The organism is Arthrobacter sp. NPDC056727 (genome assembly GCF_042790555.1).
Taxonomy (GTDB): domain Bacteria; phylum Actinomycetota; class Actinomycetes; order Actinomycetales; family Micrococcaceae; genus Arthrobacter.
In genome coordinates this window covers 162,953-177,293 of the sequence record NZ_JBHTZA010000006.1, presented here as the reverse complement: position 1 = coordinate 177,293, position 14,341 = coordinate 162,953, and the positions used below count along the sequence as shown (strand labels likewise).

The 14,341-nt window shown below is 67.6% G+C and carries 11 protein-coding genes; 1 reads left to right on the top strand and 10 read right to left on the bottom strand.

Translation table 11 applies throughout. The annotated features are described in order from the left end of the window. Positions 1–208 precede the first annotated feature (208 nt). Entirely contained in the window at positions 209–2,362 is a 2,154-nt protein-coding gene (locus ACFRAH_RS08345) for a 3-hydroxyacyl-CoA dehydrogenase NAD-binding domain-containing protein (RefSeq protein ID WP_377990439.1), read from the top strand. Between the two features lie 97 nt (positions 2,363–2,459). Here ACFRAH_RS08345 and ACFRAH_RS08340 read toward each other — a convergent pair whose 3' ends face one another. The 10 genes from ACFRAH_RS08340 to ACFRAH_RS08295 form a co-directional block, all read right to left on the bottom strand. After that, positions 2,460–3,998 carry an ABC transporter ATP-binding protein gene (locus ACFRAH_RS08340; RefSeq protein ID WP_377990438.1) on the bottom strand — a complete coding sequence of 513 codons (1,539 nt, stop codon included), beginning with the start codon at positions 3,996–3,998 and terminating at the stop codon, positions 2,460–2,462. Further along, the gene (locus tag ACFRAH_RS08335; protein ID WP_377990437.1) at positions 3,995–4,888 is read right to left on the bottom strand and encodes an energy-coupling factor transporter transmembrane component T family protein; all 894 of its coding nucleotides are present in this window, start codon (positions 4,886–4,888) and stop codon (positions 3,995–3,997) included. The genes ACFRAH_RS08340 and ACFRAH_RS08335 overlap by 4 nt, the downstream gene beginning before the upstream one ends. Before the next feature lie 19 nt (positions 4,889–4,907). Beyond that, positions 4,908–5,729, bottom strand: a complete 822-nt coding sequence (locus ACFRAH_RS08330) for an ECF transporter S component (RefSeq protein ID WP_377990436.1) — start codon at positions 5,727–5,729, stop codon at positions 4,908–4,910. Between the two features lie 164 nt (positions 5,730–5,893). Further along, positions 5,894–6,931, bottom strand: a complete 1,038-nt coding sequence (locus ACFRAH_RS08325) for a nucleoside hydrolase (RefSeq protein WP_377990435.1) — start codon at positions 6,929–6,931, stop codon at positions 5,894–5,896. Further along, positions 6,931–7,908 carry an aldo/keto reductase gene (locus ACFRAH_RS08320; RefSeq protein WP_377990434.1) on the bottom strand — a complete coding sequence of 326 codons (978 nt, stop codon included), beginning with the start codon at positions 7,906–7,908 and terminating at the stop codon, positions 6,931–6,933. Before ACFRAH_RS08320 ends, ACFRAH_RS08325 begins: the two co-directional genes overlap by 1 nt. Positions 7,909–7,979: 71 nt before the next feature. After that, positions 7,980–8,198, bottom strand: a complete 219-nt coding sequence (locus ACFRAH_RS08315) for a hypothetical protein (protein ID WP_377990433.1) — start codon at positions 8,196–8,198, stop codon at positions 7,980–7,982. Between the two features lie 46 nt (positions 8,199–8,244). Then, a complete protein-coding gene (locus ACFRAH_RS08310; protein WP_377990432.1) occupies positions 8,245–8,805 on the bottom strand; it encodes a hypothetical protein in 561 nt (186 codons plus the stop codon). After that, positions 8,802–9,347: a DUF402 domain-containing protein gene (locus tag ACFRAH_RS08305; protein ID WP_377990431.1), complete on the bottom strand. Its 546-nt coding sequence runs from the start codon at positions 9,345–9,347 to the stop codon at positions 8,802–8,804. The genes ACFRAH_RS08310 and ACFRAH_RS08305 overlap by 4 nt, the downstream gene beginning before the upstream one ends. After that, on the bottom strand, positions 9,344–11,317 hold the full coding sequence (gene dxs / locus ACFRAH_RS08300; RefSeq protein WP_377990430.1) for a 1-deoxy-D-xylulose-5-phosphate synthase: 1,974 nt from the start codon (positions 11,315–11,317) through the stop codon (positions 9,344–9,346). Before dxs ends, ACFRAH_RS08305 begins: the two co-directional genes overlap by 4 nt. 142 nt (positions 11,318–11,459) lie before the next feature. After that, entirely contained in the window at positions 11,460–14,285 is a 2,826-nt protein-coding gene (locus ACFRAH_RS08295; protein ID WP_377990429.1) for an aconitate hydratase, read from the bottom strand. Between the last annotated feature and the right edge of the window lie 56 nt (positions 14,286–14,341).

The following is a 14,341-nucleotide window of genomic DNA, read 5'->3' as shown; positions in this document are numbered from 1 at the left end:
GGAACCTGCCCACGGCGGGTCCGGGTCCGGTTGCCACGCCGTCGCCCCTTTACACCGAGAAACGTCCCAAGCCTTCCCCCGCAGCAGGAATCGGACCGGTTGCAGCAGATATTACTCGCGAGTAACGTTGGGTTCACTGATGCCCGGTCACGGTTGGTCGCGTTGTCCTGGCACGGACCGCATGCACGTCTCGATGAGGAGCCACAGAATGAGCGCCGCCGATTTCCGCAAGCTTGCCGATCTCTTCCCGGACGAAGCTGTCACTCATTCCTCCGTGCAGGATATTGAACTCCCGGCCACAGACGGCATGGCCAGCGCTGGCGTCCTCGCCCTAATCACTCTGGATAACGGGTTGGGCCCTTCGAAGCCAACAACGCTGGGCCCCAACACGTTGGTTGAACTGGGCACCGTCCTCGAAAGGCTGCGCGAGCGGGCATCCAGGGGTGAGATCGCGGCCGTGGGCATAACGGGCAAGCCGAACTTCTTCGTGGCCGGTGCGGACCTGTCCGCCGTCACATCCCTCCAGGACCGGCAGTATGGCCTGTGGATGGCCCAGCTGGGCCACGAGGTCTACTCCACGCTCGCCAACCTCGGCGTACCCAGCTTCGCCTTCATCAACGGCGTGGCCCTTGGCGGCGGCCTGGAGATCGCCCTGCAGTCCACCTACCGCACCGTTTCCACCGGCGCCGGGGCTCTGGCGCTTCCTGAGGCCTACCTGGGGCTGGTGCCCGGGTGGGGCGGCGTGTACCTGCTGCCGCGGCTTATCGGGCCGGAGAATTCGGTCAAGGTGATGATCGAGAACGCGCTGAACAACAACCGCACGTTGTCCGGCGCCGAGGCCTTCAAGCTCGGCATCGCGGACGCGCTGTTCGAGCCGGAAAGCTTTCTGGACCAGTCGATCGACTGGGCTGCCCGCGTTGTTTCGGGAACTTTGCCGGACCGCCCCGCCGCCGTCGATCCCGCCGACCCCGCGGTTGCAGCCCGCTGGGCGGACGCCGTTGCTGCCGGCCGCGCCTACGTCGAAACCAAAACGTCCAACGCCTCACCGGCTCCCGCCGAGGTGCTGAACATCATGGCGGCCAACCGCACCATGACCCAGGCGGAGTCGGCCGCCCTGGAATGCGAAACGCTGGCCGGCCTCATGCAGACGGACGAGTTCCGTGCCACCGTCTACGCCTTCCTGGACCTCGTGCAGAAGCGGGCCAAGCGGCCCGCCGGCGCCCCCGGCCGCGAGCTCGCCCGGCCAATCACGAAGATCGGCGTGGTGGGTGCCGGCCTGATGGCAAGCCAGCTCGCCCTGCTGTTCGCCCGCCAGCTCGGCGTTCCCGTGGTCCTGACCGACATCGACCAAATGCGGGTCGACAAGGGAGTCGGCTACGTGCACACCGAAGTGGACAAGCTCCTGGCCAAGGGCAGGCTGGGCAGTGACGCTGCTGCCAGGGCCAAATCGCTCGTGACGGGGTCGGTCTCCAAGGAGCTATTCGCCGACGCGGACTTTGTTATTGAAGCCGTGTTCGAGGAACTGAACGTCAAGAAGCAGGTGTTCGCCGAGCTTGAGGCCATTGTTTCGCCCGAGTGCATCCTTGCCACGAACACGTCCTCGCTCTCCGTGACCGCCATGGCCGAAGACCTGCAGCACCCGGAGCGCCTGGTGGGCTTCCACTTCTTCAATCCCGTGGCCGTCATGCCGCTCCTGGAAATCGTCCGGGCACCGAAGACGGACGATGCCGTGCTGGCCACCGCCTTTGAACTCGCCCGGGGCCTGAGAAAGACCGCCGTCCTGGTCAAGGACGCCCCTGCATTCGTGGTCAACCGAATTCTGCTGCGGCTCCTCGGCGAAGTCACTGCCGCCTTCGACGAAGGCACGCCGGCGGAGGTTGCGGACGCCGCGCTGCGGCCCATGGGTCTGCCCATGACGCCATTCACCCTCCTCGCCATGGTGGGGCTGCCGGTGGCCCAGCATGTGCAGGAATCCCTGCACGCCGCCTTCGGCGACCGCTTCCCGGTCTCGCAGAACCTGCAGAAACTGGTCGACAACAACGTCAGCTCCCTGTGGACCCCGGCGGAGGACGGCGGGCAGCAGATCCCGGCGGCCACCACGGCCCTGATGTCCTTCGGCAGCACGCCGTCGACCGCGGAACAGGTGCTGCGCCGGACCCAGGACGCCCTTGCCGAGGAGATCGGGCTGATGCTCGACGAGGGCGTGGTGGCCGCGCCGCAGGACATCGACCTGTGCATGATCCTGGGCGCCGGCTGGCCGATGTTCCTGGGCGGGATCACCCCCTACCTCGACAGGACGGGAGCCGCAGAGAGGGTCAACGGCCAGCGGTTCCTGGCGGCGGGTGTGGCCTCCCGGTCCTGATCCGTCACCGAGCCGAACCTGCCCAACGGACACTTGGGCCCCGTCCGCAGGGCTGCCGGCCCGCACAGGGCCAGGGCCACAAGTGTACGTTCGCGCTTCAGTGCGGCCGGAGCCGGCCGCCGTCGAGCCTGAGCATCCGGTGGGCGTGGGTCCTGGCGAATGCCATGTCGTGAGTCACCATTACGACGGCGGCGCCGCGGCCGGCTGCCGCTGACACGGCGGCAGTCAGCCGCGCCAGCCCGTGGGCGTCCAGTGCCACCGTGGGTTCATCGAGCGCGATCACCGACGGTTCACGCGCCAGGACGGTGGCCAGGGCCAGCAGCCTCTGCCCCGAGGCCGGCAGCTCATGGGGGTGAGTGCCTCCACTGCCTTCAAGGCCGACGGCGGCCAGGGCTGCCTCCGCCCGCTCCAGTGCGCTCGAGCCGAAGATGCGGTCCAGCCCGAACAGCACCTCCCGCAGCAGTGTCCGCTCGAACAGCTGGTCATGGGGGTGCTGGAACAGGAGCCCCAACCGCCGTGCCACCAGCCCCGTGGGGACGCCGGCAATGGACCCGCCTGCCACGCGGACGTCGCCGCGAAGCGGGCGGTAGAGGCCGTTGAGGAGCCGGAGCAGCGTGGACTTGCCGGCACCGTTGGGCCCGGTCACGGCGACGACTTCCCCGGGCATCACCTGCAGGTCCACCTCCTCCAGCAGCAGGCTGTCCTTCGACGGCGTCTGTCCCGCCCCGAAACCGAAGGTCACGCCCGCGAGCTCCAAAGCCGCTGTGGTTCCCGCGGCGGCCTGGAGTGGAAGCAGAGTTACAGCAGGATCTGCCGGTTCGGAGCTCGGGGACGAGATGACGACGCCGGATTCAGCCAGTGCCCCTCCGGCAAGGACCCGGGCAGGCGGTCCCGAGGCCGTCACCTTCCCGCCCTTGAGTACCAGCCAGTGCTCCGCGGCGCGGGTCAGCGCATCGGCGTGCTGGCTCAGCACCACGACGGCGGCACCCCGGGCCAGCTCGGCATGGACCAGTTCCACAACGGTCCGGATACCGGCCTGGTCCAGGGATTCGAGCGGTTCGTCGAGGACGAGGATGCCGGGATCGTCCACCACGGCGCAGCCCACAGCCAAGCGGCGAAGCTCTCCCCCGGACAGGGTTGCGGGATCCCGCTGCAGGAGACCTTCGAGTCCGGTCCTACAGGCAACATCGGCGACGGTGCGCACCATGTGTTCCCGTGGAATGCCGCGGTTCTCCAAGGTGAAGGCAAGCTCCTCCTCCACCGTTCCACGGACGGCCGACAGCATGGACGATGCCTCCTGGGGCACGTAGCCGACGTGACGTGCCCACGCCCCGGGGTCGATCCGCGGATCATCCGGCATCCCGGTGAAGAACAGCGGACGGCCGCTGACCGGCTGCCCGCCCACCTCCAGCTGCAGGCTCCCTGCCAGCGTTCCATCCCGCCCGGCCAGCAGCCAGGCCCCAAGGAGCCGTCCCAGCGTGGATTTTCCGCTGCCGGAACCGCCAAGCACCGCCGTCAGAGTACCCGGCGCGGCGGCCACCTCCACCCCGTGCAATGCTGGACCGGCATCGCCGTGGTAGGAAAACTCGGCGATCGAGGCCAGCAGCCTCGTTTCGGCGGTCCTGTCCGCGATCATCCGGCGCCGCCGATGGCCAGTGACAGAACGGACAGTGACCAAACGGACAATGAAACTCCGGACAGTGACAGGCTGGGCAATGACAGGCTGGGCAATGACAGGCCGGACAGTGACAGGCCGGAAGCAGAAAGGCCGGGCAGTGACCCGCCGGAAAGCGACTCAACGATGCGCCAGCCCACCGCCGCCAGGGCGAGCAGGACAGCGACAATGCGGAAGGCCGCCTGGGCAGCCGAATCGCGGACCTGAGTGTAGCTGGTCCGGGGACCCGCGCTCCGGAACCCCCTGGCGTCGAGGGACTGTGCCCTGATGCCGGCGTCGTGAACCAGGCCCAGCACCAGCGGGACCATCTGCAGCCGGATGGCCGCAGCCCTGCTCCCAAGCCCCCGACCCACCACAAGTCCGCGCGACTCCTGCGCCTGGCGGACCTTCTCCAGCCGCGCAGCGACCAGCGGGGCAAGCAGCAAAGTGGATGCCAGGACATACCCCACCTGCGGCGGAACACGGCGGGCAGCCAGGGCGGCGACCAGCTCGGGTACCCTGACGCTGAAGGAAAACACCATCAGCACCAGGACAAAAGCGGCGGTGCGCAGCCCCATCTCCAGTGCGAAGGTCAGTCCTTCGGCCGTGATCCGCGCCGGCCCCCAGCTCGCCAGCACGGTGCGCCCCTCCGGGAAGAAGAGGCCGTGGATCAGCAGCAGTGAAAGCCAGAAGGGCACCACGATGGCGGCCGCGGCCAGGAGGACCCGCCGAACGGTGCCGGCGACGGCGGACAGCAGCACTGCGCCGGCTGCCACGGTGAGTGATACCGCCCAACTGGCGGCCGCCGTCGTAATCACCAGGACGGCGCCGGCTGCCGTCAGCGTGGTCAGCGGATTGAGCCGTGCGGCCACCTGGGCGCGGTTCCCGGGATCAGGAATTCCGCGCCGCCGGCTCCTTGCCGGCCAGGACGCGGAAGCGGCGGACGAACGGGAACTGGAACGTGGTGCGCCGCGGCAGGGCGTAGACCAGCATGGCAGCGATGGCGAAGACGATGGCCTTGTCCATGGGGTCGGAAATCAGGGCCTGCTTGGTGATGGCGGCCAGCAGTGTGTCGCCCATGGCCCGGAAGGCGCTGACGATCGCACCCGTGCCGGCGCCGGACGTGCCGCCGAAAACGAACGCGGCGATCGGCGCGGACACCACGCCCGCGATGATGCCGGTGACGAACCCGGCCACCGGGGCCAGGTAGAACCGGCGGAACAGCCCGTAGCGTGCGGCCACCCCGGCCAGGAACCCGATCAGCGCGGCGCCGGCAGCAAAGGGCAGGACAGTGGGGTTGAAGAACGACCACACGATGCTGCTCAGGGCACCGGTGGCGGCGCCGGCGGCGGGGCCGGCCAGGACGGCGATGAGCACGGTGCCGATGGAGTCAAGGTAGAACGGCAGGCCGCTGGTGCCCATGAGCTGTCCCAGCACGATGTTCAGGACGAGGGCCACGGGGATGAGCACCACAGTGGAGGTGGGCAGGGTGGGGAGCACGCCCACGATCAGCAGCAGGGCGCCGAGCAGGAAGCCGCCCAGCGCGACGAGCGAGGAAACGCTGCCGAGCCCGCCCGCGATGTCGGCAGGCTGGGTGAGGACCAGGAAGACGAACGTTGCCGCGATGGCAGCGGCGCCAAGCAGTTCGAGGAGCCTCCGGCGCCGGACGGTCTTCCGGTCGGCCGGAGGGAGGGTCAGGGACGGCTGTGACATGGTGGATCCTTAAGCTGAATACGGCGGGTCCCGCACCCGTGGCGTGATGTTCCGCGTGCGCGGAAGCAGGCGCCTATGTCACCTTGGCGCGCCTATCATCCTACCGATCCGCGGGCATACCGTGCTACGGCCTTTGCGCATGCGGCCTGGCCGGCAGGCCAACACTAGCGGGAGGAACGCTTTCCCACCGTGGCGGCCAGCGAGCCCACCGAGGAAATCAGTTCGTCGAAGCACTGCGCGGGCTCGTTGGAGGTGACGATCCTGGCATTGAACGGCTCTTTCCAGATGCCGCGGAAGTCCGCCACGGTGGTCCCGACGAGGCGGGGCGAGTCCGTTTCCACATGCACGGTGGCCGGCCGCGCGCCGTACGGGGTACGGCCGATGGCCGCGGCGGCGGCGAAGGCGTCGTGCATGTGCGCGATGTAGCCCTGGTCGTAAAGCCGGTGGAACTCCATATAGAAACGGATGGCATCGGAAAGGCATGCCACGAGCGGGTTGTCCGAGTGGCTGCGCTGTCCTTCCGGCTGGCCGGGCAGCACGAGTTCCGGCCTTGCTCCGGCGGCCTCGGCGAGGCGTTCCAGGTGCTCCGGGCGCAGTTCAATGCGTTCCGTGGTCTCAAGGGCGCACACCACCGGAAGGTTCTCCTCCGGAAGACCGCTGTAGGCGGCAAACACCTCAGCGGCGGCATGCGGGTCCACGGAGACGTTCCACTCCGCCGTCGGCGTCGTGTTGCCCTGGTAGTTGAAGCAGCCGCCCATGATGACCAGCCCCTTGAGCAGCTTGGGAAGGTCCGGCTCCGCCCGGAGCGCCAGTGCAAAGTTGGTCAGCGGCCCCGTAATGAGCCCGGTGACCTCACCCGGACGTGCCCTGGCCGTTTCCACCCACACGTCCACGGCGTGCCGCGGTGAGATCTCCTGCTCCGGCGGCGGGAGCTCGGCATAGCCGATCCCCTGGGGTCCGTGGGTCTCCTCGGTGGTGACCAGCGGAATCTCCAACGGCACTTCCGCCCCCACGGCAACTTCGATGCCTGCCCGGCCGCAGAGTTCCAGCAGGGCGAGGTTGTTCAGTGCCACCTGGCGGGCACCCACGTTGCCTGCCGTGCACGTGATGGCCTCAATCCGGACCTCCGGCCGGGACAGCAGGTAGACCAGCGCGAGGGCGTCGTCGATCCCGGTGTCAACATCCATCAGGATGGACGGCATCAGAACAGGGCCACCTTGGGGGTCTGCGGGAAGATGGCGTCCAGTTCGTCGAGTTCAGCCCGGTCCGGCACCCAGGCAACCGCCCCGGCGTTCTGCCGGACCTGCTCCGGACGGGTGGCGCCGGCGATCACGCTGCTGACCGAGGGCTGCGCGGCAAGCCAGGAGAAGGCCACCTGCACCTCGGTCAGGTCGCGGGCGGCGGCGAAGGCGCTGAACGCCTTCAGCTGCTGCCAGTCGGCGTCGTGCACCAGGTTGGTCCGCGTGTGGCTCAGGCGTGAACCTTCGGGCGCCTGGTCCTGCGCGTACTTTCCAGTCAGGAGGCCGTTGGCCAGCGGGAAGTAGGGCAGCACGCCCAGCCCGTAGGCCTCGGCAGCCGGGGTGACCTCCTGCTCGGCGCGGCGGTCCAGGAGGTTGTAGTGGTTCTGCGCGGAGACGAACCGGGCCCCGCCGCGGGCACGTGCCACGAACTCGGCCTCGGCGATCTGCCAGCCGGCCCGGTTGGAGTGGCCGATGTAGCGCACCTTGCCGCTGGTGACGAGGTCGTTCAGCGCGTCGAGGGTCTCGTCGATCGGCGTCAGGGGGTCGGGCGTGTGGAACTGGTACAGGTCGATGTAATCGGTGCCGAGCCGGCGCAGGGACGCTTCGGCGGCACGAATGACATAGCGGCGCGAACCGCGCGCGCCGAAGTCCTCGCCGTTGGCGCCGCGCATGTCCATGCCGAACTTGGTGGCCACCACGACGTCGTCGCGCCTGGCGCCCAGGGCCTTGCCCAGCATCGTTTCGCTGAGGCCAGGCTCCCGGCCGTAGGTGTCGGCGACGTCGAAAAGCGTCACCCCGGCGTCCAGGGCGGCATGCACGACGGCGTCCGTCCCCTCCTGCGATTCGGTCACCGTGTTTGCCCGGCCCAGGTTGTTGCAGCCGAGGCCCACGACGGAGACGGTCAGTCCGGACTTTCCAAGACGGCGGTATTCAGTCATGGAATCACCCTATAACGGCGCAGACGCCGGCCGTTCCGGCCCGGCTTTCCGCCTCGGCTGCAGAGGCCGGCTCAGGCGGAGGCGAACTCCAGGCCGTGCTCCTCCAGCGCATCCTGCAGCTGGGCCAGGGTCCGCGGGCAGATCCCGGGCAGCGCCGCCAGCTGGCGGCGGCCGAACTCTGCCAGCTGTTCAAGCGACTCCACGCCGGAATGGGCGAGGATTCTGCGGTCGGGAGAGGCGAGGCCCCGCGGAAGCGGTGTGCGGCCGTGCTGGGCTGACTTCTTTGTCATGACGTTCTGCCTTCCTTGTGCTTGGACTGCTTTGAAGGTGCCGGTCTTACAGGGTGAAGCCGGTCACCTGCTTTGGTGCATGCTTGAGCTTGAGGGCGGAGGGATCGCTGAACGGAGCTGCCCCGATGCTCAGCTTGGTGAAGTCCAGGTCCTCGCCGCGGATGCAGACCTTGATCGCGTTCACGGCCTTGTTCACGTCCGGGCAGAGGCAGAAAATGTTCAGCTTGGCGTCGCTGAATTCCGAGCGGTCCACTATGCCCAGGCCGCGCCAGGCCAGGTGGCCGGACAGCGCGTCCTTCGCCTTTTCCTCCAGGTAGCGGTCCCGGCTGGTGCCTTCCCGGGTTTTGAGCGCGTACTGGGCCACCACCCAGTACTGCTCCTCGTCCGGGATCTCGGCGTAACCATCCTCGGTGCAGGCCACCTCGAAGGCGTCCATCAGCCGTTCGGCGGCCTCGGCGTCGGGCACGTCGGTCTCCTGGGTCTTGCTCTGGTGGCCGACGGCGCCGTGGTTCATGACGAACTGGCTGTAGTCCTCGTCGTACCAGGCCTCGCGGAACAGGAGTGTTCCTTCGTCGTCGTGCTTGTAGACCCGGATAATTCCGCTCATGCCCGTCCTCTCGTGAACCAGGTGGTGTCGGTGCCGTCGAAGGGAGCTTCCTGGCCCTTGACGGCAAGGAACAGGGCGTCGCACTCCGCCTGCAGGGAGCGCACCAGCGTCTCAGGGTACTCCATCCGCAGCCGGTGCTCAGCGAACTCGTCCTCATCGTCGACGAACACGCCGCGCGTCACCGAGCGGATCACGTCGAGGTCCATGTCGATGACGTGGAATTCCGTGACGCCGGGTTTGATGCTGCGCCACTCGTGGCCGGTGGCCAGGTCAACGTAGACGCGGAAGTCGCCCGGGTACGTGTTGTCGTCGAAGGTGACCACGAACTCGCCGGTCCGCGGAACCAGAAGCACAGCATCGGATGCCGTGTAGAAGGCGGCGCCGGGGCGCGAGCAGAACTCGTTGGCCGGCTGGAAAACCCACCAGCCGTGCTGGTCTTCGCCGAGGTACCGGCCGGGCACCACCCAGTGCGCCGAGCCGTCCCATTTGCGGTTCCGGGACACCACCAGTTCGCCCGGCTGCAGGGAATCGGGCTCCCTCACAGTTTGGGCAGGCTTCCGGTGGTGGGGTGTTCCTGGCCGGGCAGCGGACGCGCGAACGGAACCTTGGTTCCGAGGACCTGGGCAACGACGTCGTGGGTGATCTGCTGGGCGGTGAGTCCCACCCGCTCCAGCACCTGGCTCCGGCTGCCGTGGTCCAGGAATTCCACCGGCAGGCCCACCTCGTTCAGGGCGGTGTCCACCCCGGCGGCCCGCATTTCCTGGCGGATCCGGGAGCCGACTCCCCCGGCCCGGACGCCGTCCTCGATGCAGATGACGAGGCGGTGCCTGGCGGCCAGGGCGATGATCGACTTCCGGACCGGGAGCACCCAGCGGGGGTCGACGACGGTGGAGCTGATGCCCTGGGCGCCCAGCCGGTTGGCGACGTTCAGGGCGAGTTCGGACATGGCACCCACGCTGACGATCAGGACATCGTTCTCGGTGGATCCGGCCGGGCGGCGGGAGAGCACGTCCACGCCGTCGTCGAGCCGTTCAATCGCTTCGACCTCGGCACCGACCGTTCCCTTGGAATAGCGGATGACCGTGGGCGCGTCCTCGATGGCCACGGCCTCGCGGAGCTCCTCGCGGAGCCTGGTGGCGTCGCGCGGAGCGGCCAGGTGCAGCCCGGGAACGATCTGGACCATGGCCATGTCCCACATCCCGTGGTGGCTCGCGCCGTCGGGACCGGTGACGCCGGCGCGGTCCAGGACAACGGTGACGCCCGCCTTGTGCAGGGCGACGTCCATGAGGAGCTGGTCGAAGGCGCGGTTAAGGAAAGTGGCGTAGACCGCCACCACCGGGTGCAGGCCGCCGAAAGCCATGCCCGCCGCGGAGGTGAGGGCGTGCTGTTCGGCGATGCCGACGTCGAACACGCGTTCCGGGTGCCGCTCAGCGAACTTGTGCAGACCGACCGGGATGAGCATGGCACCGGTGATGCCGACAATGTCCTTGCGCTCGTCGGCGATGTCCGCGATTTCATCGGCGAAGACCGACGTCCATGACTTCGAGCCGCCGGCCTCGGCCGGCTCGCCCGTCTCGGGGTCGATGATTCCGACGGCGTGGAACTGGTCCGCTTCATGCGCGCGGGCCGGGGCATACCCGTGGCCCTTCTCGGTCATGGCGTGCACGATGACAGGGCCGGCGAAGTTCCTGGCCGTGGACAGGGCATGCTCCAGGGCCTGCAGGTTGTGGCCGTCCACCGGGCCGATGTACTTCATGCCGAGGTCCTCGAACATGCCCTGCGGAGCCCACCAGTCCTTGATGCCCTTCTTCATGGCATGCAGGCTCTTGTAGGTGAACTGGCCGACGGGTCCGCCGTTCTGGAGCTTTTTCTTCCACCAGTCCAGGGCAACCTCGTAGGCGGGTGCCGCGCGGAGGGAGTCGATGGTGGGGCGCAGGGACGCCAGGTAGTCGGCAAAGCCGCCGACCGTGGGGGCGTAGGAGCGGCCGTTGTCATTCACGACAATCACGACGCGGCGCTTCTTGTCCGCCGCGATGTTGTTGATGGCTTCCCAGGCCATGCCGCCGGTGAGCGCGCCGTCCCCGACGACGGCGATGACGTACCGGTCGCCGTCACCGGTCAGCTGGCGGGCGCGGGAAATGCCGTCCGCCCAGGACAGCGAGGACGAGGCGTGGGAGCTTTCGACGATGTCGTGCTCGGACTCGGCGCGGTCAGGATAGCCGGACAGGCCGCCCTGCTGGCGGAGGGTGCTGAAATCCTGCCGCCCCGTCAGGAGCTTGTGCACGTAGGACTGGTGGCCGGTATCAAAGACGATGCTGTCCCGGGGCGAGTCGAAGATCCGGTGCACCGCCATGGTCAGTTCAACGACGCCGAGGTTGGGACCCAGGTGGCCTCCCGTCTGGGAGACGTTGCCGATCAGGAATTCCCTGATCTCGGCGGCGAGCTGGTCCAGCTGCGCCGCGGACAACTTGCTCAGGTCCTGCGGACTCCGGATGGTCTCCAAGATTCCCAACGGCCCCTCCTTCGGCTGGTAGACATGCCCATTAACTCTAACGCCTCTGCCGGTACAGCAATGCAAGAAGCCCCGGCCGGTCTGGTGACCGGCCGGGGCTTCTTGTGCGCTGCCCGCCGGGGTTGACCCCGGCAGGAACCCGCTAGTTAGCGGAGATCTGGCGCAGAACGTACTGCAGGATACCGCCGTTGCGGTAGTAGTCCGCTTCACCCGGGGTGTCGATGCGGAGCACTGCGTCGAAGGACTTGGTGGAGCCGTCCTCGGCGGTGGCGGTGACCTTCAGGGTCTTGGGCGTGGTGCCTTCGTTCAGGGCGGTGACGCCCTCGACAGCGAAGGTTTCAGTGCCCGTCAGGCCCAGCGTGGCGGCGGACTCGCCGGCCGGGAACTGCAGCGGAAGAACGCCCATGCCGATCAGGTTTGAGCGGTGGATGCGCTCGTAGCTCTCGGCGACGACGGCCTTGACGCCCAGCAGAGCCGTGCCCTTGGCGGCCCAGTCACGGGACGAACCGGAGCCGTACTCCTTGCCCGCCAGGACCACCAGCGGGGTGCCGGCTGCCTGGTAGTTCTGGGCGGCGTCGTAGACGTAGGCCTGCGGGCCGTCAGCCTGGGTGAAGTCGCGGGTGAAGCCGCCCTCCACGCCGTCCAGGAGCTGGTTCTTGATGCGGATGTTCGCGAACGTGCCGCGGATCATGACCTCGTGGTTGCCACGGCGTGAGCCGTAGGAGTTGAAGTCCTTGCGCTCCACCCCGTTGGCCAGCAGGTACTGGCCGGCGGGGGTGTCGGACTTGAACGAACCGGCCGGGGAGATGTGGTCCGTGGTGACGGAGTCGCCGAGCTTGAGCAGCACGCGGGCACCGGTGATGTCCTGGACCGGCTCCGGCTGGGCCTTCATGCCCTCGAAGTACGGGGGCTTCCGGACGTACGTGGACTTCGCATCCCAGGCGAAGGTGTCGCCGGCCGGGGTGTCGAGCGCCTTCCAGCGGTCGTCGCCCTCGAAGACACCCTCGTAGCCCTTGGCGAACATTTCCTTGTCAATGGAGGAGTCGATGACTTCCTGGACCTCGACCGGGTTGGGCCAGATGTCCTTGAGGAAGACCTCGTTGCCTGCTTCGTCCTTGCCCAGGGCGTCGGTCTCGAAGTCGAAGTCCATGGAACCGGCCAGGGCGTAGGCGATGACCAGCGGCGGGGAAGCCAGGTAGTTCATCTTGACGTCCGGGTTGATGCGGCCTTCGAAGTTGCGGTTACCCGAGAGCACGGCGCTGACGGCGAGGTCGTTGGCCTGGATGGCCTCGGAGATCTCGGCTTCCAGCGGGCCGGAGTTGCCGATGCAGGTGGCGCAGCCGTAGCCCACGATGTAGAAGCCCAGCTTCTCCAGGTACGGGGTCAGGCCCGACTTCTCGTAGTAGTCGGTGACAACCTTGGAGCCCGGGGCAACAGAGGTCTTGACCCACGGCTTGGCGGTAAGGCCCTTGTTCACGGCGTTGCGGGCCAGCACGGCGGCGGCAAGCATGACCGAGGGGTTGGACGTGTTGGTGCACGAGGTGATCGAGGCGATGGTCACCGCGCCGTGGTCCAGGTCGAACTCGCGGCCGTCTTCCATCTTCACGGCGACGGGGCTGGAAAGGCGGCCTTCGGCACCGTGCGCGGCCGAGTACTTCGGCGGGACGCGGTCGGTGTCGGTCACGTGCGTGCCGCCGGTGGTGAAGGAGGGCGGGTCGGAAGCCGGGAAGCTTTCCTCCAGCGACTCGTCCAGCGTGCCGGCGTCGGCGTCGTGGGTCACGTAGTTCTTGAGGTCGTGGCGGAACTCGTCCTTGGCCTCTGTCAGCTCGATGCGGTCCTGCGGACGCTTCGGGCCGGCGATGGAAGGAACCACCGTGGAGAGGTCCAGCTCGAGGTACTCGGAGAAGCGCAGCTCGCGGGAAGGATCGTGCCAGAGGCCCTGTTCCTTGGCGTAGGCCTCAACCAGTGCAACGTTCTCCTCGGGACGGCCGGTCAGGCGCAGGTAGTCGAGGGTGACGTCGTCGATCGGGAACATGGCAGCGGTGGAGCCGAACTCCGGGCTCATGTTGCCGATGGTGGCGCGGTTGGCCAGCGGCACCGCGGCAACGCCTTCGCCGTAGAATTCCACGAACTTGCCCACCACACCGTGCTTGCGCAGCATCTCGGTGATGGTGAGGACCACGTCAGTGGCGGTGGCACCGGCAGGGATGCTGCCGCTGAGCTTGAAGCCGACCACGCGCGGGATGAGCATGGACACCGGCTGGCCGAGCATGGCAGCCTCGGCCTCGATGCCGCCGACGCCCCAGCCGAGCACGCCCAGGCCGTTGACCATGGTGGTGTGCGAGTCAGTGCCGACGCAGGTGTCGGGGTAGGCGCGCAGCGCGCCGCCCACTTCGCGGGTCATGATGGTGCGGGCCAGGTATTCGATGTTGACCTGGTGCACGATGCCGGTTCCCGGCGGGACAACCTTGAAGTCGTCGAACGCGGTCTGGCCCCAGCGCAGGAACTGGTAGCGCTCACCATTGCGCTGGTATTCGATCTCCATGTTGCGCTCCAGCGCGCCGGAGTTACCGAAGACGTCGATCTGGACGGAGTGGTCGATGACCATCTCGGCCGGAGCAAGCGGGTTCACCCTCTTTGGATCGCCGCCGAGCTCCTTGACTGCCTCGCGCATGGTGGCAAGGTCAACCACACAGGGAACACCAGTGAAGTCCTGCATGATCACGCGGGCGGGCGTGAACTGGATTTCGGTGTCGGGCTGGGCATTCGGGTCCCATCCTGCCAGGGCGCGAACGTGATCGGCGGTGATGTTCGCGCCGTCCTCGGTCCTCAGCAGGTTTTCAAGCAGTACCTTAAGGCTGAACGGAAGGGTTTCTGAACCTTCAACGGAGTTCAACCGGAAAATTTCGTATTCGGTTCCGGCAACATCAAGTTTGCCTTTTGAACCGAAGCTGTCCACAGTGCTCATCGCAGGACTCCTCTCGCAACAGTTTCATCTTTGTCGCGCGGTAGACCGCTTGCTAG